Here is a 22,414-nt window from a genome sequence, read left to right on the forward strand (position 1 = left end):
ATGCGCCTTCCTGATGGGCGGGCGGGAATGGACGGAGCGGGATCGCGAATTCGGCCCGTCGGCAACTTCTCCGAAACGCTACGACCGATGGGGGGAGCATGCAATTACCGCCGTATGAAAAGAACTTGGCGGCGGTGTAACACCTCCCGAAAACTTCCTGCGCCCCGCCCGCCCAGCCCGCCCCGCGCTCAGGAGTTCGTCGTGGGCAGTCCGGGCGGGTTGACCTCCGAGGTGGGCACCGCCTCGTTCGACAGGTTCCACGTGCCGAGGAGCTGCCCGTACTGGCCGTTCTTGATCAGGTGGTTGATGGCCTCCGACACCGGACCGGCCAGCCCGCTGTCCTTCTTCGCCGTCGCGGCGATCAGCCCCTGGAGCGAGTCGCCCGCTCCGGAGAACGAACCCGCGTTGCGCGTCGGGGCGTTGGTGCCCGCAGTCTGGGTGATGTGGTACGAGATCGACGGGTTCGGCCCGAAGTTGAGGTCGATCTTCTTGCCGCTCAGCGCCAGATTGACGCTGTTGGAGTCAGGAAAGTACTTGACCGTCAGGTCCTTGCCCTCGGAGCGGAGCTTGTTCTGCCACTCCAGCAGGATCTTCTCCTGGTTGGTGCCCGAGCTGACCGCCACCGTCCTGCCCGCGAGGTTGCGGTAGTCGCCGGCGAAGTTCCAGGTGTTCTCCTTCAACGCCTCGAAGGCGAGGTTGTCCTGCCGGTAGGAGGCGAACTCGTACTTCTTCTTGCGTTCCTCGGTGACCGTGACGTTCGTGAAGGCCACGTCGACCTTGCCGCTGTCGATGCCGACGAAGAGGTTCTCCCACGTGGAGTTCTTCACCACCGGCTTCAGCCCCAGCGTCGAGGCGACGAGGCGGCCGAGATCCGGCTCCGCGCCCGTGAGGGTCTTCTGATCGGTGCCGACGTAGGCGAGCGGCGGGTAGCCGGCAGGGAGGGCCCCGACCCCGATGATCAGCTCGCCGCGTTCGCGCACGGCCTTAGGCAGCCGCGCGCGCAGTGCCTCGACGACCGGTGCGGACAGTTCGGCCGGCTGGGCCGCACCGTTGGAGACGGCGCCCACGGTGACCTTGCCCGGCGTCGCGCCGGTGGCCTCCGCGTCACCGCCGCACGCGGTGAGTCCACCGGCGAGGGCGGCGGTGACGACCGCCGTGCCGAGACCGCGGACGAGTCCGGTGCGCATGATGGAGGGGCGTCGCATGGTGATCCTTTTCGAGTGTTCGGTGAGCCGAAGGAGGGACGGACGGGACGGGAAGGGCGGTACGGGAGTGGCGGTACGGGTGGGGCAGGAACTCAGAGCACCTTGCTGAGGAACTCCCGGGTCCGCGGGTGTGCGGGACGGTCCAGGACCCGTGCGGGCGGGCCCTGTTCGACGATGCGGCCCTCGTGGAGGAAGACGACCTCGTCGGCCACCTCCCGGGCGAAGCCGATCTCGTGCGTCACGATCACGAGGGTGGTGCCACCGGTGGCCAGGTCCTTGATGACGGACAGCACCTCGCCCACCAGCTCGGGGTCGAGCGCGGAGGTGGGTTCGTCGAAGAGGATGACGCCCGGCCGCAGGGCCAGGGCCCGGGCGATGGCGACCCGCTGCTGCTGGCCGCCGGACAACTGCCGCGGGTAGGCGCCGGTCCGGTCGCCGAGGCCGACGCGCTCCAGCAACTCGCGTGCCTGGGCCCGGGCCTGGGGCCGGCGCAACCTGCCCGTCGCGACCGGCGCGGCGGCGACGTTGTCCAGCACGGTCAGGTGCGGGAAGAGGTTGAAGTTCTGGAAGACGAAACCGATCCGGCTGCGCTGGGCCAGGATCGCCCGCTTCCGCAGCTCCTTGAGCCGGTCGCCGTGCCGCTCCACCCCGATCAGCTCGCCACCGACGCTGACGTGCCCGGACTCGGGCTTCTCCAGGTGGTTCAGGACCCGCAGCAGGGTGGACTTGCCGGAACCCGAACGGCCCAGCACCACGGTGACGGTGCCCGGGGCGATGGTCAGGTCCACCCCGTCCAGGACCCGTCGGCCACCGAACGACTTGTGCACGCCGCGCACCTCGATCGCCGGGGGCCGTCCGGTGGGGGCGATGCCGGCAGTGCTCATCGGGCCGTCTCCTCGCGCAGGCGGGTCCGCAGGTCCGACAGGCCCGCGCGGGCCCGTTGGAGGGGGGTGGGCGGGACGGTGCGCAGTGCCCCGCGGGCGTAGTGCCGCTCCACGTAGAACTGCACGACGGAGACCAGGCTGGTCAGGATCACGTACCAGACCGTCGCCACGAGCAGGAGCGGCACGACGTCCCCCGGATAGGTGCTGGACAGGCTCTGCACCGTGCCGAACAGGTCGAGCAGCGACACGTAGAACACCAGCGAGGTGGCCTTGAGCAGCCCGATCAGCTGGTTGACGTACGAGGGCACGATCGAGCGGAGCGCCTGCGGGAACACGATCCGGGCGAACTGGTAGCGCCCGGGCAGGCCCAGGGCCGCCGCGGCCTCGTGCTGGCCCTGGTCGACGGAGAGCACACCGGCCCGGACGATCTCGGCCGCGTAGGCGGCCTCGCACAGGCTGAGGCCGATCACCGCGACGACGAGGTCGGTGGCGAGCCGCGACTCGTCGAAGGTGAGGAAGGCGGGCCCGAAGGGCACCCCGAGGCTCAGGGTGGGGTAGAGGGCGCTGAGGTTGTAGAGGAAGAGCAGGACGACGATCAGCGGCACGGAGCGGAACAGCCAGATGTACGTCCAACTCACGGACCGCAGCACCGGATTGTCCGAGAGCCGACCGAGGGCGAGCAGGACGCCGCCGGCCAGACCGAGTACGGCGCTGTACGCGGTCACCTGCAAGGTGATGAGCAGCCCGTCCAGGACGGCGGGGCGCAGGAACCAGTAGGCGAACCGGTCCCATTGGTAGAAGGGGTTGGCGACCAGTCCGTGCGCCGCCTGGGCGACCAGCACCAGGACGACGACGGCCGTGACCCACCGTCCCGGCCGACGGAGCGGGAGGACCCGCTCGGTCGGGCCGGGTGGCCCGGAGGGGCCGGACGGCGGCGCGGGGAGGAGCAGTGATTCGGTCAAGGACACTCCAGCAGCTTCGACGGGCGAGAAATCGAAAAGCAGCCGTCATGCCGGACGGGAGAGGCCGCTGATGTCGTTATCTGCGGCGTAAGTTAGGCGCCCCCGAGAAAGGGTGTCAATGGCTCTTGATATCGAGGCGCCGTTGAACGTGCGGCAATTTCATCCGCCGTACACATAGAGCGTGTTCGTGAAATAAAACCGCGCCCGGAGACGTGCCGCCGGCCCGTCGGGCAGTGGCCGCCGGCCGGAGCGGACGACCCGCCGGCGCGCATCAGCGGGCCCCGCGGGGGCACACGCGGGGGCATGAGGAAACGGAAGCGGATCTCGTTGGAGGAAATCGGTGCGCGGCTCGGGCCGGCGCTGCCCGCGTTCCAAGGAGCGGTGCTCGCCTCGGTCCTGCGCAACCGCAGGCCCGTCCCGAAGACCGGGCCGGCCGTACGGAGGCCGGCATGATGCCCGCCTGGGTCCACGTGGCGGTGATGGCGGCGGCCCTGCTCGTCCTGGGCTTCAACCTGTCGAAGGGCCGCCGGTAGGTTCCGGTCGTCGCCCCGCCGAACACCGCGCCGACGGGTTCCCGTCCGCCGAAGACCCTCGACCGGCGGGCCCTACGGCCCGGTCGCCGGTCCGGGCGTGGCCGCCGTCAGCTTCCGCCGCGGAAGTCCCAGGCCTCGATGTCCCGGTAGTGGATCGGTCCGGGGCCGCGGCCGATGTTGCTGCCGACCAGGTGCAGGCGTGCGGCGGGCCAGTCGCGGCCGGTGAAGTCGGCGAGGCCGGCGGCGGCCCCCACCGCGCAGGAGGGCTCGTTGCGGCGGGCGCGGGCCAGCGTCAGATGCGGGCGCAGCGGTCGGTCCTCGAAGGGGATCCCGCACTCCTTGACCACCGCCCGGACGTCGCTCGCGAGCAGGTGCAGGTTTTCGAGGTCCCCGTCGATGCCGCTCCACAGCACTCGGTCGTCGAAGTGGCCGCCGCCGCGCAGGGCCAGCCGTACGGGGGCGCGCCGCGCGGCCAGCTCCGCGAGCGGCGGGCGGAGCAGGGGGACGGTCGCGACCGGGAGCTCCCCGAGGAACGCGAGCGTGACGTGCCAGTCCTCGATGCGGTTCCAGCGCATGCGCGGGTACGCCTCGTAGGCGGGGCGCAGTTCCCGCGCGAGCTCGTCCTTCGCGTCGTCGGGCGGGGCGAGCGCGATGAATATCCGAACGGTGGCGGGCTGGGTCTGTGCGTTCACATTGCACTTCGTACCGTGCGAGGGCCCGCCGCGTCACCTTCGGCCCCGCACGGGGCGTCGTGCGCGCCGCGCGTCGGCCGCGCGCACGCGCTCATCCGGCCTCCTTGCGGGCACGGAAGGCGGCCGCCTTCGTACGGTTCTGGCAGGCGGTGGAACAGAACTGGCGGGTGCCGTTGCGGGAGGTGTCGACGTACACGCGGTCGCAGCGATCGGCCCGGCACACGCCGAGCCGGCCGGCGAGACCGCCGCCCACGGCCAGCGCGAGCGCGGTGGCGCAACTGGCGCTGCTCCCGGCCGCGAACGAGTCACCGGCGCCGTGGAAGTGCATCTGCCAGGGCTCGTCCCCGCGCCGGTCCAGCCGGGGGCGGGCTCCGGTGTCGCGCAGGAGGGCGTTCACGGCCGCGGCCGCGTCGTCCAACCTGCCGTCGTCCACGGCCCGGAAGACCTCCCGCATGCGGGTCGCCGTGTCGACGAGGTACTCCGCCTGCGCGGCGTCGATGTCGCGCGGCAGTGACGCGGCGGTGTGCGAGATCGCCGTGTCGATCGCGCCGGGAAGTTCCTCCCCGCGGGGGGCGGTGTAGGGGCGGCCGTGCGCCTCCCCGTCGGTCAACGTGTTCACGAGCGATGCGGCCTGTTCCAGCAGTACCCCTACGTGACTGTCGAACATCACTTGACCAGTCACTCCCTTCGTGGCTAGCGTAGGTGACTGACAATACTTGATTCGACAGTTACGCGAGGGGTGGCGTCCATGCCGCGGACCGTATGGCTGCTGGTGGGGGCCCGGGCGATCAACCGGCTCGGAGCCTTCTCCCTGCCCTTCCTGACCGTCCTCATCAGCACCGACTTCGGCGCGAGCGCCACGACCGCCGGCGTGCTCTCGGCCGCCTTCGGCCTCGCGACGATCCCCTCCCGGCTCGCCGGAGGCCGCCTCGCGGTCCGCCTCGGGCGTCGGCGCACCATGGTGCTCGGGCTCACCGGATGCGCCCTCGCACAGCTGGGCATCGCCGCCGCCGGCTCGCTCGCCGCGGTGGCGCTCTTCGCGGTGCTGCTGGGCCTGGCCTTCGAACTGTACGAACCGCCCAGCCAGGGGATGATCGCCGACGCGGTCGGCCCCGCCGACCGGGTGCGCGCGTACGGCCTCCTCAACACCGCGCTCGCCATCGGCGGCACGGGAGCGGGCCTGATCGCGGCGGGCCTCGGTCGGTGGGACCTGCGCTGGCTGTTCGTCGTCGACGCGCTGACCTGCCTCGTCTGCGCCCTGGTCCTCCAGCTGGTCCTCCCCGCCGACCACCTCCGGCCGAAGGCGCCGACCACCGGGCCCGCGGGCGCGGGCGGGCAGGGGGGCGCGGCGAGTCCCTGGCGGGACCGCGCGCTGTGCGCCATGTTCGGTGCCGGGACCGTCTTCGCCCTCGTCACCATGCAAATCATGATCGCGCTGCCGCTCAGTCTGGACCGTCGGGGCCTGGAACCCGCCGACGCCGGACTGCTGTTCACCACCTCGGCCGTGACCGTCGTGGCCGCGCAGCCCGCGCTGCGCCTGCGCCGCCTCGCCGAACTCCCCGATTCCGCCGCCCTGGCCCTGGGCTACGTCCTCATGGCGGCCGGACTGGCCGGGTACGCCGTCGCGCACACCCTGCCCGCGTTCACCGCGTCCACGGTGCTCTGGAGCCTGGGCGACGTGCTGCTCCTGGGCCGGGCGCTGAGCGTGGTCGCGGAACTGGCCCCGCCCGGCGCCACCGACCGCTACCTCGCCGCGTACGGCATCAGCTGGGGCATCGCCACGGTGCTGGCCCCGGTGACCTCGACCCAGGCGCTCGAACACGCCGGCGTGGCCGTGCTGTGGGCCGCCACCGCGGGCCTCTGCCTCGCCCTCGCGGCCGCCCAACTGCTCGTCGTCGACACCCTCATCGGACGAACGCGGCGGTCACGGGCGCCCGGCCCCGATCACTCCCCGGAGGCGACCGGGCAGGTCAGTCGGACGTGAACAGCTCCTGTCGTACGCCGTCCAGGACGAACCCGTTGTCGAAGCGCACGCGGACCGTGACGAGCGGGCCGCGCTCCTGATGGGCGGTCCACTCCGGCTCCAGGGCGGCGATCTGCTCCTCCAGACGCCGCTTGCTCTCCGTGGGCATGTCGCGGCCGAAGGAGTCGAGGAGGGACGTGAGGCGCTGGTACTCGCGCACGCCCTTGCTCCCGTCCCGGTCCTCGACCACGCGCTCGACGGTGCCCTCGGTGCCCGCCGCGAGCAACAAGGACCCGTGGAAGGCGCCCGGCGGCGTCGGGGAGCCGTCCGTCGGCGCGAGCGAATCGATCAGCGTCGCGTCGTCCGCCAGTCGTACCCGCCCGCCTTCTGTCAGGGTCATCGCTTCTTCATCCCTCGGATCGGTACGGGCCACCCGCCCGGGCCCCGGTTGTCAGTATCCCCGCAGGTCGGCTCCCGGTCGCGGCCGGGCCGGCGCCGCCTCCCGACGGGGCCGGGCGCGGCGGCGCGTCATGGCGACGCCCACCAGCACGACCGCCATGCCGACGACGATCCTCGGGTTCAGTTCCTCGCCCAGGACCACCGCTCCCAGGACCACGGACACCACGGGCAGCAGGTAGCCCACGGTCGCCGCGTTGGTCGCGCCCTCGTCCGCGATGATCCTGTACGTCAGGTAGAAGGTGAGACCGGTGGCGAACAGTCCCAGTACGACGACGGCGACCAGGGCCCGTGGTTCGGCCCGCACCGGCGTGAGGCCCCCGAAGGGCAGGGTCAAGGTGGTGAGCGCCGTCGCGGCGATCAGCTGGGACGCGGCCAGCGGCAGCGTGGGGATGCCGCGCCCCACCAGGTGTCGCCCCATGTGGACGAACGCGACCGCGTAGCTCGCGGCGGCCCCCACGATCGCGAGCGCGCCCCAGCCCACGAGACCGGACCGCTCCCACGGCGCGAAGATCAGCGCCGTCCCCGCGAATCCGGCCAGCAGGCCGACCACGCGCACGGCGTGCAGGGGCCGTTCGCCGCCGAGGGCCACGCCGAGCAGCAGCGACCACAGGGGAGTCGTCGCGTTCAGCACCCCGGCCGCCCCGGAGTCGATCGTCTGCTGGCCGATGCCGAACAGGACGAAGGGCAGGGCGTTGCAGAAGAACGCGGCCACCACGAGGCGGCCCCAGACGGCCGGTTCCCGGGGCAGGCGCTGCCCCCTCGCGCGGCACAGGATCCACAGCAGGCCCGCACCGAGCGCGCAGCGGATCAAGGTGACCTGGACCGGTGTGAAGGCGTCCAGGGACAGTTCGATCCACAGGAAGGTCGATCCCCACAACAGCGAGAGCACGGCCACCCGTACGGCACTGGTCATTCCTCTGTCTCCCTCCGCCGATCGTTTCTCCTCAGAACGGTGCCGCAGTCGATTCGACAGGACAAGCAAAGGATCATGCACCTACCGTTAACCTGTGCTACATGCTTGATGTGCGACGGATGCAGGTCCTCAGGGCGGTCATCACGAGTGGTTCGGTCACGGCTGCGGCCGGCCACCTCGGCTACACCCCCTCCGCGGTGAGCCAACAGGTGGCCGCTCTGGAGAAACAGGCCGGGACCGCCCTGCTGGAACGGGTCGGCCGCGGCGTGCGGCCCACGGCGGCCGGCCGGCTGCTCGCCGAACACGCGGAGATCATCGGTCAGGACATCGCGGCGGCGGAGGCCGCCCTCGCCGACCTGCGCGCGGGGCACACCGGCCGGGTGGGGGTCCGCTACTTCGCCTCCGCGGGCGCCGCGCTGGTGGCACCCGCCCTGATCGGCCTGCGCCGTGCCCATCCCCGGGTTCGGATCGACCTCAGGCTGGCCGATCCGGCCGCCCCGCTCCACGAGGTGGAGCAGGGCCGGGCGGACCTCGCGCTCGCCGTCGGGCCGGACCCCCGCCCGTACGAGGGCGTGCGCCTGGTCCACCTGCACGACGACCCGTACGACGTGATCCTCCCCGCGCACCACCCCCTCGCCGACCGGGAGGAGGTCGACCTGATCGACCTCGCCGGGGAACCGTGGGTCGGCAGCGAACCGCCCGGCCCCTGCCTGGACGCCGTGCTCACCGCGTGCTCCGCGGCCGGCTTCAGCCCCGGCTTCGCCGTCGAGAGCGAGGACTACGCCACCGCGCAGGGCTTCGTCGCCGCCGGCCTGGGCGTCGCCCTGATGCCGCGGATGGCGCTGGGGAGCGCCCATCCGGGAGTACTCGTACGCCCGGTGCGCAACCCGCGGCCCCTGCGCAGGATCCACGTGGCCGTCCGGGAGGTCTCGCTCGCCCGACCCGCCGTACGCGACCTCCTCGACGCCCTCCGCGACGCGGTGGGCTGACCCCGGACCGCCGGGTCGGGGCCATGGGTCTGGACGGGGGAACGGCCGGAGCCGGGCGGGCCCCGCGCGGTGTCGTGGCGGGGAGCCGCGCCGGGTGCGGTGAGGATCGGGCATGGGCTTCGTACTGCCGGTCCTCTTCGCGCTGTTCGCGGCGCTCAGCAACGCCCTCGCCACCGTCCTCCAGCGGCGGGCCGCGCTCACCGTGCCGCAGAGCGACGGCTTCCGGTTCGGCCTCGTCCTGGACCTGCTGAAGCGGCCGCTGTGGATCGGCGGGATCCTGGCGGTGATCGCCGCCGGTGTCGGACAGGCCGTGGCGCTCGCGACGGGCGCGCTGGCCCTCGTGCAGCCCCTGTTCGTCCTGGAACTGCCGCTCGCCCTGCTGATCGGCTCGCTGGTGGCGCGGAACCGGATGCCCGGGGTGGTGTGGCTCGCCGTCGCGGGCGTGGTGGCCGGGCTGGGGATCGTGCTGGTGGCTGCCTCGCCGGCGGGCAACCGGACGCACGTCCCGGTCGACCGCTGGCTCCTGGCCCTGGCCGCCTGCGCGGCGGCCGTGGCCGCACTGGCCGTGACCGGACTGCGCAGGCCGCCCGGCCGGATGCGGGCCGGCTGCCTCGGCGCGGCCACCGCCGTCTGCTACGCGCTCACCGCAGCCCTCATGAAGTCCTCCATGCACGTCCTCGACGAGGGCGGCCTCCGCGCCTTCCTGACCGCCTGGGAGACGTACGCCTTCGCAGCCTGCGGCGTCTGCGCCCTGCTGCTCCTCGAACACGCCATGCAGGGCGGCCCACTGGTCGCCTCGCAGCCCGCGCTGACCCTCGGCGACGCCGGCGTGAGCGTCGCCCTCGGGGTACTGCTCTACGAGGAACACCTGCGGGGCCATTGGTGGCTGCTGCCCCAGCTGCTGGGCCTCGTTCTGATCTGCGTCGGCGTGTTCGTGCTGGCCAGGGCCGGCGCGGAGGTCGAGGCGGACGGCCCCTGAGCCGCGGCCCCTGTCGCGAGGTTCCGGGAGCTGGTAGCTTGAACGTGTTCAATAATATTCCGGCGGGAAACGGCGGACGACCGCCCCGCCGGACCGGCCGAGCGAGGAACCCGCCCATGAGCACAGGCCGCTGGCTCATCGTCAGCCTGCTGCGCCACGTCCTCACCACCGTGGTGGGCTGGACGGCGGCCTCCCTCGTGCTGCCCGTCCTCGGGGACGGCCCCTTCATGCAGCAGCTGTGGGATGGGATGCGGGTGGGGCTGGTGATGGTGCCGCTGATCGCCCTCGGGACCCTCTTCGTCCTCACCCTGCTGCACGAACGGCGCCTGGAACCGCCCGACGGCGGCGCGGCGCGGATCCGCGGCGGCTGGACACTGCTCCTCCCGCTCGCCCCCCTGTTCCCGGCGGCCCTCTTGGCCCCCCTCCAGTACGCGATCCTGCTGTGCGCGCAGGCCGTCTACGTCGTGTGGGTGTTGCCCCGCGAGGACTCCCGGGCCACGGCGCGGGACGGGGTGCCCGGACTTCCCGTCGCGGACGGCGGCCCGTGCTGAGCGGGAGCGGGCCCCGCCCGCGCGAAGGCACGCCGGAGCCGGTCACCCCCGACGCCCCGGCCGCCGTACCCAGGCCCCTGTTCACCCAGCAGTGGCTCGACCTCACGTTCATCCACTGGGCCGTCGCGCCGGACGTGGTCGCCGGACTCATGCCGCGGGGCGCGGTCCCCGACACCCGGGACGGGCTCACCTACGTCGGGCTCGTCGCCTTCCGCATGCACAGGGTGGGGCTGCTGGGACTGCCCGGGGTGCCGTACCTCGGGTCCTTCCCCGAGACCAACGTTCGGCTGTACTCCCGCGACGCGCAGGGGCGGCGCGGCGTCGTGTTCCGCTCCATGGACGCGTCCCGGCTGATCCCCGTCGTGGCGGGGCGGTTGGGGTTCCGGCTGCCCTACCTGTGGTCGCGGATGGCCCTTCGGGCCGAGGGCGACACCGTCCATTACACGAGCTCCCGGCGCCTGCCCGGCCCGCGCGGGGCGTCCAGCCGGATCACCGTGCGCACCGGTGCCCGCATCGAGGAACCCACCGAACTGGAACACTTCCTCACCGCCCGGTGGGGCATGCACAACGCGTTCCCGGGCGGCGCCGGATACCTGTCCAACGAGCATCCCCGCTGGCCCCTGTACCGCGCCGAGCTGATCACCTGCGAGGAGAACCTCGTCGCCGCGGCCGGCATCCCGACTCCCGAGGGCGCCCCGGTCAGCGTGCTCTACTCACCCGGCGTCCCGGTCCGCCTCGGCCGACCCTCCCGCACGCCCGCCGGGACCTGACCTCACCTCCCCCAGATCTTCCGGTACGCCTCGCGGTAGCCCGGCGGATCCCAGGACGTGGCACCGCGACTGTTGGCGGCCGTGGAGATGTGGACGGGGGCGACGTAACCGCTGGGGGGCCGACCTGCGAAGGCCCGGTTGAACTCGTCGACGATCTGCCAGCCCTGCTGGGACAACGGCTCGGGCACGGTGGCGGCCTGGAACTGCTCGCTGTCGATCCGCTGGAACGCCGACGGGTCGCCGTCCCCCGCGCCGATGTTGAACGGCGGCCCGGACCCCGGCTTGCCGGCGGCGCGGAAGGCCGGGGCCGCGTCGTCGAAGTAGAGGTCGTTGATCGCGACGGAGTGGGTCCACCGGTCCCCGAAGCGCGACAGGAGGGAGGACACCTCCTGCGGCGTGCGGGTACTCGCGTCGGGGATCGGAATGTTCTCGTACGACAGGACCTCCACACCGGCGCAGGTGGCGAGCTCCTTCTGGATCAGCTCCGACTTGTTCCTGGCGAACGGGATGGAGTCGTCGGTGAAGAGGACGACCCCGGCGTTCCCCCGCGCCCCGGCGATGACCCAGTCCGCGCTGATCCTCGCGACGTCCTCCACCTTCGTGGTGACGTTCGTCAGCAGACCGGCCTCCTCGCTCGGCCCGGGCGTGCCCACGGCGTGCCAGCCCACGAGCGGGATGCCCGCCGCCCGGGCCCGCGCCACCTGCTGGGAGGTCAGCTCGGGGTCGAAGCCGCCGATGACGATGCCCGACGGTTTGAGGGTGACGGCCTGGCTGAGCGCCGCCTGGATGCCCGCCGGCGTGCCCTCCCCGTCGATCACCCGGACCTTCCAGCCAATGGTCCGCGCGGCGTCCTGGAGCCCCTTCGCGACGCCCGCGACGCCGGGGTTGGTCATGGTCTGCGCGACGTAGACGAGGGTCTTGCCCGCAACCGCGGCGGGCCCACTGGTGGGGCCGTTCCAGGAGGCGTCGCCGTTCTCGGCCTGCCGAACGGCGGCCTGCGCCCGCGCGAGGCTCGCGGGACAGCCGTCCTGCGGTGAGGCGGTGCCGGTGCCGGCCCGCGGGCCGCCGCCCCCGCAGCCGGCCACGAGGGCGACGGCCGCCGTCAGCAGGGCTGCGGTCCTGGCGCTGGACTTGCGGTTCGGGTGCACGGAGCTCCTGACGAGGGTGTGCGTTCGAAGGGACAGGGGATCAGGGCCGGCGGCCGTCGGCGGACGACGCGAAGTCCGGCTCGGCGGGCGGGCGGCCGGGCACCGGGGCACGGGGACGCAGGCGCCGGCGGGCGGACCAGCCGGCGAGGCCGACGGCGATGAGCAGGGTGGCCCCGTTGAACAACGGAGTGGCCCAGAACTGGGCGCCGAGCTGGCCGATGCCGGCGAGACCGATGGCGAGGACCGCGACGGCGACGACGGTGCCGAGGGCGTTGGCCCGCCCGGGCCTGATCGTGGTGGATCCGAGCAGGGCGCCGACGAACGCGGGCAGCAGGTAGTCCAGCCCGACACTGGGGTTGCCGGTCTGCTGCTGCGCCGCCAGCAGGACGCCGGCGAAGCCGACGACCAGACCCGACCCGGCGAACGCGTAGACGCAGTAGCGGTGCGTCGGGATGCCGATGATGTCCGCGGCACGCGGGTTGGACCCGATGACGTACAGGTACCGGCCGGCCGGCAGCCGGTCCAACACCACCCAGAGGGCGGCCGCGACGGCCAGCACGTAAAAGGCGGGCAACGGCAGTCCGAGGAACCGGGAGTCGTAGAGGCCCGTGAAGGCGGCGGGCAGCCCGCCGGGGCCGGGGACGATCCGCGCCCCGTCCGTGATCCAGCCGGTGACCGCGTACATCATGCTGCCGGTGCCCAGGGTCGCGATGAAGGAGTCGATCCGCCCGAACTCGACGATGACACCGTTGAGGGCACCGACCACCCCGCCCCCGCACACCACCGCCAGGCAGGCGAGGGGCCAGGGCCAGCCCTCGGTGACGACGAGGTCCATCACCATGACGTGGGCCAGCCCGAGGCCGTAGCCGATGGACAGGTCGAACTTGCCCGTCGCGATGGGGATGGTGGCGCCGAGGGCCAGGACGGCGGGGATCGCCTGGTTGGACAGGATCGAGGAGATGTTGTCCCGGGTGGGGAAGGTGCCCGGCAGGGTGACGGAGAAGACCACGAAGAGCACGACGGCCAGGCCCAGGAGGCCGTAGCTGCCGATGAAGTGCCCGCGCAGCCGCGCCGGCAGGGCTCGGGGAGGGAGGAAGGGGGTCATCGGGTCGTCGCAGCTCCGGTGATGGGGGGCATGGAGGAGGCGGTCCGGGTGAGTTCGGCGACGGTGAGGGCCGCACCCGTCAACTCGGCCGCCACGCTCCCGCGGACGAACACCAGGGCGCGGTGGCACACGCCCGCCACCTCCTCGAAGTCGGTGGAGATGAGCAGGACCGCCAGACCGTCGGCCAGCGCGTCGTCGAGGAGCCGGTACAGCGTGGACTTGGCGCCCACGTCCACGCCGGCCGTCGGCTCCTCCAGGACGAGCAGGCGCAGGTCGCCCCGGAGCCGGCGGCCGACCATGACCTTCTGCTGGTTGCCGCCGGACAGGGTGGCGATCGGCACCTCGCTGTCGCGGGGTCGTACCGAGAACCGGTCGATGAGGGCGGTGGCCTCGGCGCGCTCGCGCCGCGGGCCCAGCCACCGCAACGCCCGCACGCCCGCGGACCGGGGGTTGGCGAGGAAGTTCTCCCGGACGGTCAGTTCGGCGGCGCAGCCCTCCTCCTGACGGTTGCCCGTCACGAAGCCGACGCCGCAGTCGAGCGCGGCGGACACCGTGGACGGCCGATACGGCTTCCCGTCGAGCAGGGCCCGCCCGCCGAGGACCGGCCGTACGCCGGCCAGGGCGCGGCCCAGGTCCGTGTGGCCGGCTCCGGTCAGGCCCACCATGCCGAGGATCTCACCGGCCCGCAGGTCCAGGTCGATGTCCTTGGCGTACTCGGTCGTCAGGCCGTCGAGGCGCAGGAGGGGCGGCCCGGCGGCCGGTTCGGTCGCGGGCCGGTGCGGGGCGGACGCGTGGCCCACGATGGCGTGCACCAACCGGGCGGGGCTGTGCCCGGCCAGGGGGCCCCGGTCGACGAGGAGCCCGTCCCGCAGGACGGCGAAGGTGTCAGCGACCTCGTACACCTCGTCGAGCCGGTGGCTGACGTAGAGGATGCCGTGGCCCCGGTCGCGCAGGGCGTGCAGGACGTCGAACAGCCGGGCGCAGTCCGCGGCGGGGAGGGTGGCGGTCGGCTCGTCGAGGACCAGGAGCTCGGCACGCGAGGCCAGGGCGCGGGCGATGGCGACCAGCGAGCGTTCGGCGGGGGCGAGGTCGGCGATCCGGGCGTCGGCGTCCAGGTGCCCGGCGACGGTGCGCAGCGCCTCCGCGCAGCGCTCGCGCGCGCGTCGCCACGAGATCAATCCGTACCGGCGCGGATAGCCGGTGCCCAGGGCGATGTTCTCCGCCACCGTCATCCAGTCGACGAGCCCGAGGTCCTGGTGGATGAAGGACATGTTCCGGGTCGCGGCGTGCGAGCCGAGGGGGTGGCCGGCCACCGTCACCTCGCCCTCGTCGGCATGGTGGACCCCCGCGAGCACCTTGATCAGGGTGGACTTCCCCGCGCCGTTGGGCCCCAGCAGGGCGAGGGCGCTGCCCCGGTGGACGTCGAGGTCGACCGATTCCAGCGCGCGGGTGCCGCCGAACCGCTTGCCGAGGCCGCGCACACGCACGAGGGGCTGCCCGCCGGAGCGGGTATGCGGCCCCGTCGAGGTGTCGGGAGCGTCATGCACAGACTTCTCCGGGGGTCGGCCTCCGAGTTCTTCCCGACTGCATGCGGGATTCTACGGGGATCATCCGCAGCATTCGCGGCATAACGCCCCGTTCCGCTACCTCAATGGGCGAACCGGGGGCGGGCGCCCCGACCGCGGTCCGGGACCGTGCATACCGCGCCGGGGGCGCGCCGGGCACCCGGTCACGCCGCGTCCAGCGTGCACTCCGCCCAGATGACCTTGCCCCCGGTGGTGTAGCGGGTGCCCCAGGCCTGGGCGAGTTGGGCGACGAGGAACAGGCCGCGGCCACCCTCGTCGGTGGTGGCGGCGTGACGCATCCGGGGGGCGGTGCTGCTGGCGTCGTGGACCTCGCAGATCAGCGTCCGGTCGCGGATCAGACGGACCCGGATGGGTGCGGTGCCGTAGCGGACCGCGTTCGTGACGAGCTCGCTGAGCAGCAGCTCCGTGGCGAACGCGCACTCGTCCACGCCCCACTCGCTCATCCGGGCCACTGCGTCGGCCCGGACGCGGGAGACGAGCGCCGGATCGGCGGACAGGTCCCAGGTGGCGATCCGGTCGGCGGGCAGGGCGTTGGTGCGGGCGACGAGCAGGGCGATGTCGTCCTCGGGGTGCTCGGGCGCCACGGCGTCGAGGACGGCCTGGCAGGTGTCCTCGGGGCTGCGGTCCGGGTGGGCGAGCACGCGCCGGAGTTCGTCCAGGGCCGCGTCGATGTCGCGGTGCCGGTCCTCGATCAGACCGTCGGTGTACAGGACCAGCTGGCTGTGCTCGGGGAGGTGGATCTCGACGGATTCGAACGGCAGGCCGCCGAGGCCGAGCGGGGGACCGGCCGGCAGGTCGACCAGCGTCACGGTGCCGTCGGGGCCGACCAGCGCGGGCGGCGGATGTCCGGCGCGGGCCATCGTGCACAACTGCGAGGTCGGATCGTAGATCGCGTACAGGAAGGTGGCGCCGACGATGTTGGTGCTGCCGGGATCGTGATGGTCACCGCCCTCCTCGCGGTCCAGGCGGACCATGAGGTTGTCCAGGTGGGTGAGCAGCTCGTCGGGAGCGAGTTCCAGTTCGGCGAAGTTGCGCGCGGCGGTGCGCAGCCTGCCCATGGTCGCGGCGGCGTGCAGTCCGTGGCCGACGACGTCGCCGACGAGGAGCGCCACGCGGGTGCCGGAGAGCGGGATGACGTCGAACCAGTCGCCGCCCACCCCGGACTCCGCGGGCAGGTAGCGGTGGGCGACCTCGACGGCGTTCTGCTCCGGGAGGCCGCGGGGGAGCAGGCTGTGCTGCAGGGACAGGGCCAGGGTGTGCTCGCGGGTGTAGCGGCGGGCGTTGTCGATGCAGAGGGCGGCCCGGGCCGCGAGCTCCTGTGCCAAGGAGCGGTCGTCGTCCCCGAAGGGGGCCGGGTCCCGCGAACGGTAGAACGCGGCGATGCCGAGGAGGACGCCGCGGGCCAGCAACGGCACGGTGATGAGGGAGTGGATGTTGCGGGCCAGGAGCCGATCGGCGTGCTCGGGATCCTGGGCGATCCACCCGAACGCGGCCCTCAGATCGGGTTCCAGCACCGGCTGGCCGGTCGCCAGGGACCGCATGTGCGGGGTGGTGGCGCGAAGGACGACCTGCGTGCCCACCGGGTAGAAGGGGCAGTCCTCGTGGATGCCGTGGACCACCGTGCGGTGCATCTCGGTGGTCGGTCGGGGGGACTCCTCGCCGCGCAGGACCGCCTCGGGCAGGTCGATGGTCACGAAGTCGGCCAGGCGCGGCACCGCCGTCTCGGCGAGTTCCCACGCGGTGCGGGTGACGTCCAGGGTGGTGCCGATGCGGTTGCTGGCCTCGGCCAGCAGTTCCAGGCGCCGGCGCGCCGCGACGGCGTACTTGCCCACCTCCGGCTCGCCCACCAGGACGAGCCCCCGGACCCGGCCGTTGGCGGGGTCGCCGCTGCGCGGGGTGACGGGCGCGTCCGTCCTGCCGGGTGTGGTGCCCGTGGCGGTGTCCGCGCCCGACCCGGCCGGACTCCGGGGGAAGGCGCCGGCCGTCGGGGCGGTGGGGGCCGGGGCGTGCCGGTCCGTGTCCTCGGGGAGGAGCGCTTCGACGACCAGTCCCTCGACGCCGGACGAGCTCGTCACCGGCCGGCTCACGAGCGTGACCGTCCGGCCGCGGGACAGGGCCACGTCGGAGGCGGCCAGCCGGGCCGAGGACATCAGCTCGGTGGCCTTCTCCTTCAGGATCAGCTGGTCGGCCTGGTCCAGGTCGCTCTGGAGCAGGTCGTCCATGGTGACCGGGTGCCCGTCCAGGGCGCCGACACCGGTCCGCACGTGGTCGCCGGCGTCGAGGTAGGCCCGCAGGAGGCCGCGCTCCCGGGCCGAGCTCTGCTCCATCAGGCGCCGCTCGACGGCCTCGGCCGCCCTGCGGACCAGCGGGACCAGTGCCGGATCGGCGTCGGTGTACGGGTAGCCGAGGCACAGGACGCCCTCGATGCGCCCGCTGAGCCGGTCGCGTACGGGGATCGCGGTGCATGCCGCGGATTGGGACCGCTCGGCGAAGTGCTCGGCGCCGTAGACCTGGACGAGCCTGCGCTCCGCGAGCGTGAGGCCGATGCCGTTGGTGCCCGCCACCCGCTCGGCGAACACGAAACCGGGCAGGACCTGGATCGGTGCGAGGTGCCGGAGCATGGCCGTGTCCCCGAAACGACGTTCCAGCACCGTGCCGTGCGCGTCGGCGAGGCAGATGTTCACCCGGCTCCCCGTGAAGATCGACTCCAGTCGGTCGAGCACCGGTCCGGCCGCGCGCACGAGGGGCCCCTCCAGGTCGAAGTCCTCGGTGAAGGGCAGCTCGGACTGGTCCGGAGACAGCCCCAGCAGTCGGCATCGTTGCCACGAGCTGAGGATCGGACTGCGCACGCTCTCCCCGACCGCCTCGCCGCGGAGGAACTGGTCACGGGAGTGCACGGGGCCGATGCGGTCCTCGACGACCCCCATTTGCACCACTCCCCTCACCGGAGCCCGCTCGTTCACCCGATTTGAGTATATTCCTCACGATGTGGGCGGGGAGGGGTGGTGTCGGCGGTGTCCTGGGGGCCGGCGGTGGTCGTCGGTACGGGCCGCCGGGCCGGGTGTCAGAGGACGGCGACCGGATTGACCGGTGAACCGGTCCCGCCGGGTACGTTCAGCGGCGCCACGACCAGCATGAACGCGTGACGGCCCGCTCCGGCGCACGCCGTGGCCAGGGCTTCGAGGTCCAGGTTGTCCAGCAGGGGCACGCCCATCGCCGTGATGGCGAGCGTGTGGACGGGGGAGTGCAGGCCCTCGACCGGCGACGGCCGTACGTCGTTGTCCCCGTCCGAGCCGATCAGCGCGACGCCCCGCTCGGCCAGCAACGGCACGGCGTCCACGTGCCAGCCGGCGCTCGCCGCACCCGTGTCCCAGGGGCCGGTGTCCCGGCGGCGGCGGAACCGTCCGGTGCGCAGCAGTACGGCGTCGCCCTCCCCGACGGCGACGTCCAGTGCCTCCTCGGCGGCGAGCACGTCCCGCCGGCGCACCGCGCGCCCCGGCTCCAGCCAGTCGGCGCCGAGCACGGCGGGCAGGTCGAGCAGCACGCCCCGCGCGACCAGCGGTCCGAGCGCCGCCACGGATCCGAAGCGGGCACCGCCGGCCCCGATGGCCTGCCGCGCCACCCGGCCGTCGTACAACTGCCCGCGATAGGCGATGTGTGACAGCGCGTCGAGGTGACTCACCGCCTTGGCGTGGTAATCGGCGCCCAGGAAGTCCTTGTAGGCCGCGGGTTCCGGCTCCTCCACGTCGCCGAGGTCGGACATGTAGTGCAGCGCGGGCTTCGCGTTGTCCGGCCCGGCCAGGGTGTCCCAGGCGCGCCCCAACGGCACCACCGTCCCGGTCCGGACCAGGGCCGCCGCCCTCCCCACGTGGGCCGCCGTCACCCGGTTCCAGGCGCCCCGGTCGGCAGCCGCCCAGCGGCCCCACGTACGGACCGAGTCGAACAGGGCGTCGAACTCCCCGCGGGAGACGGTGGTGGTCCCGCCGCCCGTACCGGATGGCGGCGGTACGGGGTAACCGCCGGGGTCGCTGTTCATCGGGGCTCGGTGCTCCAGGGCTCGTACGGACGGGGCCGGCCGCCGCGGCGGCGCGGGCCGGGGCCCACCGCGAACCGTGCGGTCCGGGGAGGTGCCCCGGCCGGCCGGGGAAGCGGCCGGCCGGGACACCCGGCGGGGCTCAGGCCAGGTCGAACCGGTCGAGGGTCATCACCTTGTCCCACGCGGCCACGAAGTCGCGTACGAACGTCTCCCGCGCGTCCTCGCACGCGTAGACCTCCGCGAGGGCCCGCAGCTGGGAGTGCGAACCGAAGACGAGGTCGACGGCGGTCGCGGTCCACTTGACCTCGCCCGTCGTGTGGTCCCGGCCCTCGAACACGTTCTCCGCCGACTCCGACGCCTTCCACTCCGTGCCCATGTCGAGCAGGTTCACGAAGAAGTCGTTGGTCAACGCCCCGGGCCGGTCCGTCAGCACACCGTGCGCGGCTCCCTTGAAGCCGGTGTTCAGCGCCCGCATGCCGCCGATCAGCACCGTCATCTCGGGCGCCGTGAGGGTCAGCATGTTGGCCCGGTCCAGCAGGAGGGTCTCCGGGGACAGTTTCTCCCCCTGCGGGAGGTGGTTGCGGAACCCGTCCGCACGGGGTTCGAGCACGGCGAACGACTCCACGTCGGTCTGCTCCTGCGAGGCGTCCGTGCGCCCGGGCGCGAACGGGACCGTCACGGTGTGCCCTGCGTTCTTCGCGGCCTGTTCGACGGCCGCGCAGCCGCCCAGGACGATCAGGTCGGCGAGCGAAACCTTCCTTCCGCCGGCCGAGCCGTTGAAGTCCTGCTGGATCCCTTCGAGGGTCCGCACGGTCTCGGTCACCTCGGGCAGGGCGTTCAGTTCCCAGTCGCGTTGCGGCGCGAGTCGGATCCGGGCCCCGTTCGCACCGCCGCGCTTGTCGGTGCCGCGGAAGCTCGCCGCCGACGCCCAAGCCGTGGTGACCAGTTGGGGCAGGGACAGCCCCGATTCGAGGATCCGGCCCTTCAGGGCGGCGACGTCCGCGTCCCCGATCGGCTCGTGGTCGGCCGCGGGTACGGGGTCCTGCCACAGCTGCGGTTCGGGGATCCACGGGCCGAGGTAGCGCGAGATCGGTCCCATGTCGCGGTGCAGCAGCTTGTACCAGGCCTTCGCGAAGGCCACCGCCAGCTTGTCCGGGTTCTCGTGGAAGCTCTTCGCGATCGGCGCGTAGACGGGATCGACCTTCAGCGCCAGGTCCGTCGTCAGCATCATCGGGGCGTGCCTCTTCGACGGATCGTGCGCGTCGGGCACGGTGTCCCGGGCGGCAGGATCCTTCGGGGTCCACTGCTGCGCGCCGGCGGGGCTCCTCGTCAGCTCCCAGTCGTAGCGGAACAGGTTGTCCAGGTAACCGTTGTCCCACTTCGTCGGCTCGGAGGTCCAGGCGCCCTCCAGCCCGCTGGTGAGCGCGTCGACGCCCTTTCCGCTGCCGCACGTGTTCCGCCAGCCGAAGCCCTGCTGCTCGATGGGCCCGGCTTCGGGCTCCGGGCCGATGCAATCGGGATCGACGGCGCCGTGGCACTTGCCGAACGTGTGGCCGCCGACGATGAGGGCCAGCGTTTCCTCGTCGTTCATCGCCATGCGGGCGAAAGTCTCGCGAATGTCCCGGGCGGCGGCCAGCGGGTCCGGGTTTCCGTTCGGCCCTTCCGGATTGACGTAGATCAAACCCATCTGCACGGCGCCGAAAGGACCCGTGAGTTCCCTGTCACCGCTGTAGCGCTCGTCCCCGAGCCACGTGTCCTCGGACCCCCAGAAGATTTCCTCGGGTTCCCAGATGTCCTCCCGGCCGAAACCGAACCCGAAGGTCTTGAACCCCATCGATTCCATCGCGCAGTTTCCGGCGAACACCAGCAGGTCGGCCCAGGAGATCCGGCGGCCGTACTTCTGCTTGACCGGCCAGAGCAGACGGCGCGCCTTGTCGAGGCTCGCATTGTCCGGCCAACTGTTGAGAGGGGCGAAGCGCTGGGCACCGGAGCCGCCGCCGCCCCGGCCGTCGGCGATGCGGTACGTTCCGGCGGCGTGCCAGCTCATGCGGATGAAGAGCGGCCCGTAGTGCCCGTAGTCGGCGGGCCACCAGTCCTGGGAGGCCGTCATCACGTCGAAGACGTCCCGCTTGAGCGCTTCGACGTCGAGGTCCGCGAATTCCTTCGCGTAGTCGTAGTCGTCGGCCATGGGATTGGACAGGGGCGAGTGCTGGTGGAGGACCTGGAGGTCCAGTTGGTTCGGCCACCAGTCCCGGTTCGTCCTGGGTCGCGTCGCGGTGGCGGTCGGGGAGGGGATTGCTGGGTTCTCGCTTTCGCTGCCGGACACGTCCGCCCTCTTTCCTGTCTCGGTTCTTCCTACTGCCGGCTCTCACTACGCCGGAAAGGGTGCCTGGGTCGGCGTCCGTATGGTTGCGCACCGTGGACCGCACCGTCACGAGAACACGCAGAGCACGCTCGCATTACCGGAACGCGAACTCCGCGCGCCAAAGGGATTCGGTGACGGGCGCTTATCAGGGGGACAACGGGGCAGGTGCCCCCACGCATGGGCGAACGGCACGTTGTTCCACCGTCGCGAGCCCCGAACGCAACCCGACCGGATCGGAGATCACCATGGCCGACAAGGGCGCAATGGACAAGGCGAAGGGCAAGGCCAAGGAGGCCGCGGGCAAGGTCACCGGAAACGACCGGATGGCAGCCGAGGGCAAGGCCGACCAGGCCAAGGGCAAGGCCAAGGAAGCCATGGGGGACGCGAAGGAAGCGATGAAGGGCAAGCGCGACAAGATGTGACCGGCGAGATGTGACACTCGCTGACGCACAGCCACGCGCGGGCCCCCGGTAACGCCGCCGGGGGCCCGCGGAACCGCAGGTACCGACACCGGAGACATGGGCAGGCGGAAGGACATGAAGGCATCGAAGGTCGCCTACAAGCCGGTCGGCCTGGCCCTCGGAGCAGGGGCCGGAATCGTGGCCGGGGCGCTGTTCAAGCAGGTGTGGAAGTTGGCGGGGCACGATGACGACGCCCCGGACGCGATGGACGAAGGGCGGCATTGGCGGGAGATCCTGCTCGCCGCGGCGATCCAAGGGGCGATCTTCGCCCTCGTCAAAGCAGCCGTCGAACGCTCGGGAGCCGTCGCCGTACGACGGGTTTCGGGGACCTGGCCGGGCTGAGAAACCGACGCCGGCAGGGCCGGCGCGGTGAGCAACCCAAGGATTCCTTCCCCACCGGGTGAGCTTTGTTATGTGTGACGGCGCGCTCACCGGGCATTTCCATGGTGAACATGGCGCATCGGCCATGCAAGGGGGAAGGGGTTGCCATGTTGCTCACCCACCTGTTCGACGGCGAGGTCCTGTTCGTCCGGCTCCCCGACGACCTCGCCGTCGACACACGCGGAACCGCCGTCTCGGAGTTCGAGTTCCTGCTCAGGTGCTACCGGCCCCGCAGCGTCCTGATGGAGCTCCCGTGCCCCGCGGGGGCCGCGGCCGTGAGCACCGTCCTGCGCGCCGAACGGCTGTGCCGGGCGACCGGGGCCTCGTTCGGTACGACGACCTCCTCCGCGGCCCCGGCCCTCGCCGCGGAGGACGACACGGCGGCGGCGGCCTGAGCCCGGCCGCCGACCCGCAGGTTTCGCGCACGGGAGA

Annotated in this window: 22 protein-coding genes; 9 read left to right on the plus strand and 13 right to left on the minus strand. The window is 72.4% G+C overall.

Features of this window, described 5'->3' with window-relative positions; genetic code table 11:
* Window positions 1–188 precede the first annotated feature (188 nt).
* The 3 genes from NOD94_RS01845 to NOD94_RS01855 all read right to left on the minus strand — a co-directional run bounded on the left by NOD94_RS01845 (window position 189) and on the right by NOD94_RS01855 (window position 3,039).
* The gene (locus NOD94_RS01845) at window positions 189–1,187 is read right to left on the minus strand and encodes a transporter substrate-binding domain-containing protein (RefSeq protein ID WP_281203983.1); all 999 of its coding nucleotides are present in this window, start codon (window positions 1,185–1,187) and stop codon (window positions 189–191) included.
* A gap of 110 nt (window positions 1,188–1,297) precedes the next feature.
* The gene (locus tag NOD94_RS01850; RefSeq protein ID WP_281203897.1) at window positions 1,298–2,089 is read right to left on the minus strand and encodes an amino acid ABC transporter ATP-binding protein; all 792 of its coding nucleotides are present in this window, start codon (window positions 2,087–2,089) and stop codon (window positions 1,298–1,300) included.
* Window positions 2,086–3,039 carry an amino acid ABC transporter permease gene (locus NOD94_RS01855; RefSeq protein WP_281203984.1) on the minus strand — a complete coding sequence of 318 codons (954 nt, stop codon included), beginning with the start codon at window positions 3,037–3,039 and terminating at the stop codon, window positions 2,086–2,088. Before NOD94_RS01855 ends, NOD94_RS01850 begins: the two co-directional genes overlap by 4 nt.
* A 315-nt stretch (window positions 3,040–3,354) precedes the next feature.
* Here NOD94_RS01855 and NOD94_RS01860 point away from each other — a divergent pair, with 315 nt between their 5' ends.
* Entirely contained in the window at window positions 3,355–3,504 is a 150-nt protein-coding gene (locus NOD94_RS01860; RefSeq protein ID WP_281203898.1) for a hypothetical protein, read from the plus strand.
* A gap of 187 nt (window positions 3,505–3,691) precedes the next feature.
* On the opposite strand, the gene thpR is transcribed toward NOD94_RS01860, so the two are convergent.
* Window positions 3,692–4,276, minus strand: a complete 585-nt coding sequence (gene thpR / locus NOD94_RS01865) for an RNA 2',3'-cyclic phosphodiesterase (protein ID WP_281203899.1) — start codon at window positions 4,274–4,276, stop codon at window positions 3,692–3,694.
* A 91-nt stretch (window positions 4,277–4,367) separates the two neighbouring features.
* The gene (locus tag NOD94_RS01870; protein ID WP_281203985.1) at window positions 4,368–4,943 is read right to left on the minus strand and encodes a CGNR zinc finger domain-containing protein; all 576 of its coding nucleotides are present in this window, start codon (window positions 4,941–4,943) and stop codon (window positions 4,368–4,370) included.
* An 81-nt stretch (window positions 4,944–5,024) separates the two neighbouring features.
* Here NOD94_RS01870 and NOD94_RS01875 point away from each other — a divergent pair, with 81 nt between their 5' ends.
* Window positions 5,025–6,260, plus strand: a complete 1,236-nt coding sequence (locus tag NOD94_RS01875) for an MFS transporter (RefSeq protein ID WP_281203900.1) — start codon at window positions 5,025–5,027, stop codon at window positions 6,258–6,260.
* Here NOD94_RS01875 and NOD94_RS01880 read toward each other — a convergent pair.
* Window positions 6,247–6,639, minus strand: a complete 393-nt coding sequence (locus NOD94_RS01880; protein WP_281203901.1) for a hypothetical protein — start codon at window positions 6,637–6,639, stop codon at window positions 6,247–6,249. The two genes, NOD94_RS01875 and NOD94_RS01880, sit on opposite strands and share 14 nt — an antisense overlap.
* A 51-nt stretch (window positions 6,640–6,690) precedes the next feature.
* The gene (locus tag NOD94_RS01885; RefSeq protein ID WP_281203902.1) at window positions 6,691–7,611 is read right to left on the minus strand and encodes a DMT family transporter; all 921 of its coding nucleotides are present in this window, start codon (window positions 7,609–7,611) and stop codon (window positions 6,691–6,693) included.
* A gap of 101 nt (window positions 7,612–7,712) precedes the next feature.
* Here NOD94_RS01885 and NOD94_RS01890 point away from each other — a divergent pair, with 101 nt between their 5' ends.
* From NOD94_RS01890 to NOD94_RS01905, 4 genes are all read left to right on the plus strand, one after another.
* Entirely contained in the window at window positions 7,713–8,600 is an 888-nt protein-coding gene (locus tag NOD94_RS01890; RefSeq protein WP_281203903.1) for a LysR family transcriptional regulator, read from the plus strand.
* Between the two features lie 112 nt (window positions 8,601–8,712).
* Window positions 8,713–9,579, plus strand: coding sequence for a DMT family transporter (locus tag NOD94_RS01895; RefSeq protein WP_281203904.1), 867 nt, complete (start codon window positions 8,713–8,715; stop codon window positions 9,577–9,579).
* Between the two features lie 116 nt (window positions 9,580–9,695).
* The gene (locus NOD94_RS01900; RefSeq protein ID WP_281203905.1) at window positions 9,696–10,130 is read left to right on the plus strand and encodes a hypothetical protein; all 435 of its coding nucleotides are present in this window, start codon (window positions 9,696–9,698) and stop codon (window positions 10,128–10,130) included.
* Window positions 10,124–10,900, plus strand: a complete 777-nt coding sequence (locus NOD94_RS01905; protein WP_281203906.1) for a DUF2071 domain-containing protein — start codon at window positions 10,124–10,126, stop codon at window positions 10,898–10,900. The genes NOD94_RS01900 and NOD94_RS01905 overlap by 7 nt, the downstream gene beginning before the upstream one ends.
* 2 nt (window positions 10,901–10,902) lie before the next feature.
* Here the strand turns inward: NOD94_RS01905 and NOD94_RS01910 are convergent, their stop codons facing one another.
* The 6 genes from NOD94_RS01910 to katG all read right to left on the minus strand — a co-directional run bounded on the left by NOD94_RS01910 (window position 10,903) and on the right by katG (window position 21,101).
* A complete protein-coding gene (locus NOD94_RS01910; RefSeq protein WP_281203907.1) occupies window positions 10,903–12,048 on the minus strand; it encodes a substrate-binding domain-containing protein in 1,146 nt (381 codons plus the stop codon).
* 40 nt (window positions 12,049–12,088) lie between these two features.
* Entirely contained in the window at window positions 12,089–13,153 is a 1,065-nt protein-coding gene (locus tag NOD94_RS01915) for an ABC transporter permease (RefSeq protein ID WP_281203908.1), read from the minus strand.
* Window positions 13,150–14,700: a sugar ABC transporter ATP-binding protein gene (locus NOD94_RS01920; protein ID WP_281203909.1), complete on the minus strand. Its 1,551-nt coding sequence runs from the start codon at window positions 14,698–14,700 to the stop codon at window positions 13,150–13,152. The genes NOD94_RS01915 and NOD94_RS01920 overlap by 4 nt, the downstream gene beginning before the upstream one ends.
* A gap of 182 nt (window positions 14,701–14,882) precedes the next feature.
* Complete coding sequence (locus NOD94_RS01925; protein WP_281203910.1) at window positions 14,883–17,666, minus strand: SpoIIE family protein phosphatase; 2,784 nt, start codon at window positions 17,664–17,666, stop codon at window positions 14,883–14,885.
* A gap of 137 nt (window positions 17,667–17,803) precedes the next feature.
* A complete protein-coding gene (locus tag NOD94_RS01930; protein WP_281203911.1) occupies window positions 17,804–18,775 on the minus strand; it encodes a cyclase family protein in 972 nt (323 codons plus the stop codon).
* Window positions 18,776–18,914: 139 nt separating this feature from the next.
* A complete protein-coding gene (gene katG / locus NOD94_RS01935) occupies window positions 18,915–21,101 on the minus strand; it encodes a catalase/peroxidase HPI (RefSeq protein ID WP_281203912.1) in 2,187 nt (728 codons plus the stop codon).
* A gap of 284 nt (window positions 21,102–21,385) precedes the next feature.
* Here katG and NOD94_RS01940 point away from each other — a divergent pair, with 284 nt between their 5' ends.
* The 3 genes from NOD94_RS01940 to NOD94_RS01950 all read left to right on the plus strand — a co-directional run bounded on the left by NOD94_RS01940 (window position 21,386) and on the right by NOD94_RS01950 (window position 22,377).
* Complete coding sequence (locus tag NOD94_RS01940) at window positions 21,386–21,562, plus strand: CsbD family protein (RefSeq protein WP_281203913.1); 177 nt, start codon at window positions 21,386–21,388, stop codon at window positions 21,560–21,562.
* 114 nt (window positions 21,563–21,676) lie between these two features.
* Entirely contained in the window at window positions 21,677–21,943 is a 267-nt protein-coding gene (locus tag NOD94_RS01945; protein ID WP_281203986.1) for a DUF4235 domain-containing protein, read from the plus strand.
* A gap of 146 nt (window positions 21,944–22,089) precedes the next feature.
* Entirely contained in the window at window positions 22,090–22,377 is a 288-nt protein-coding gene (locus NOD94_RS01950; RefSeq protein WP_281203914.1) for a hypothetical protein, read from the plus strand.
* Window positions 22,378–22,414: the final 37 nt, after the last annotated feature.

Source organism: Streptomyces sp. Isolate_45 (genome assembly GCF_024721315.2).
Taxonomy (GTDB): Bacteria; Actinomycetota; Actinomycetes; order Streptomycetales; family Streptomycetaceae; genus Streptomyces.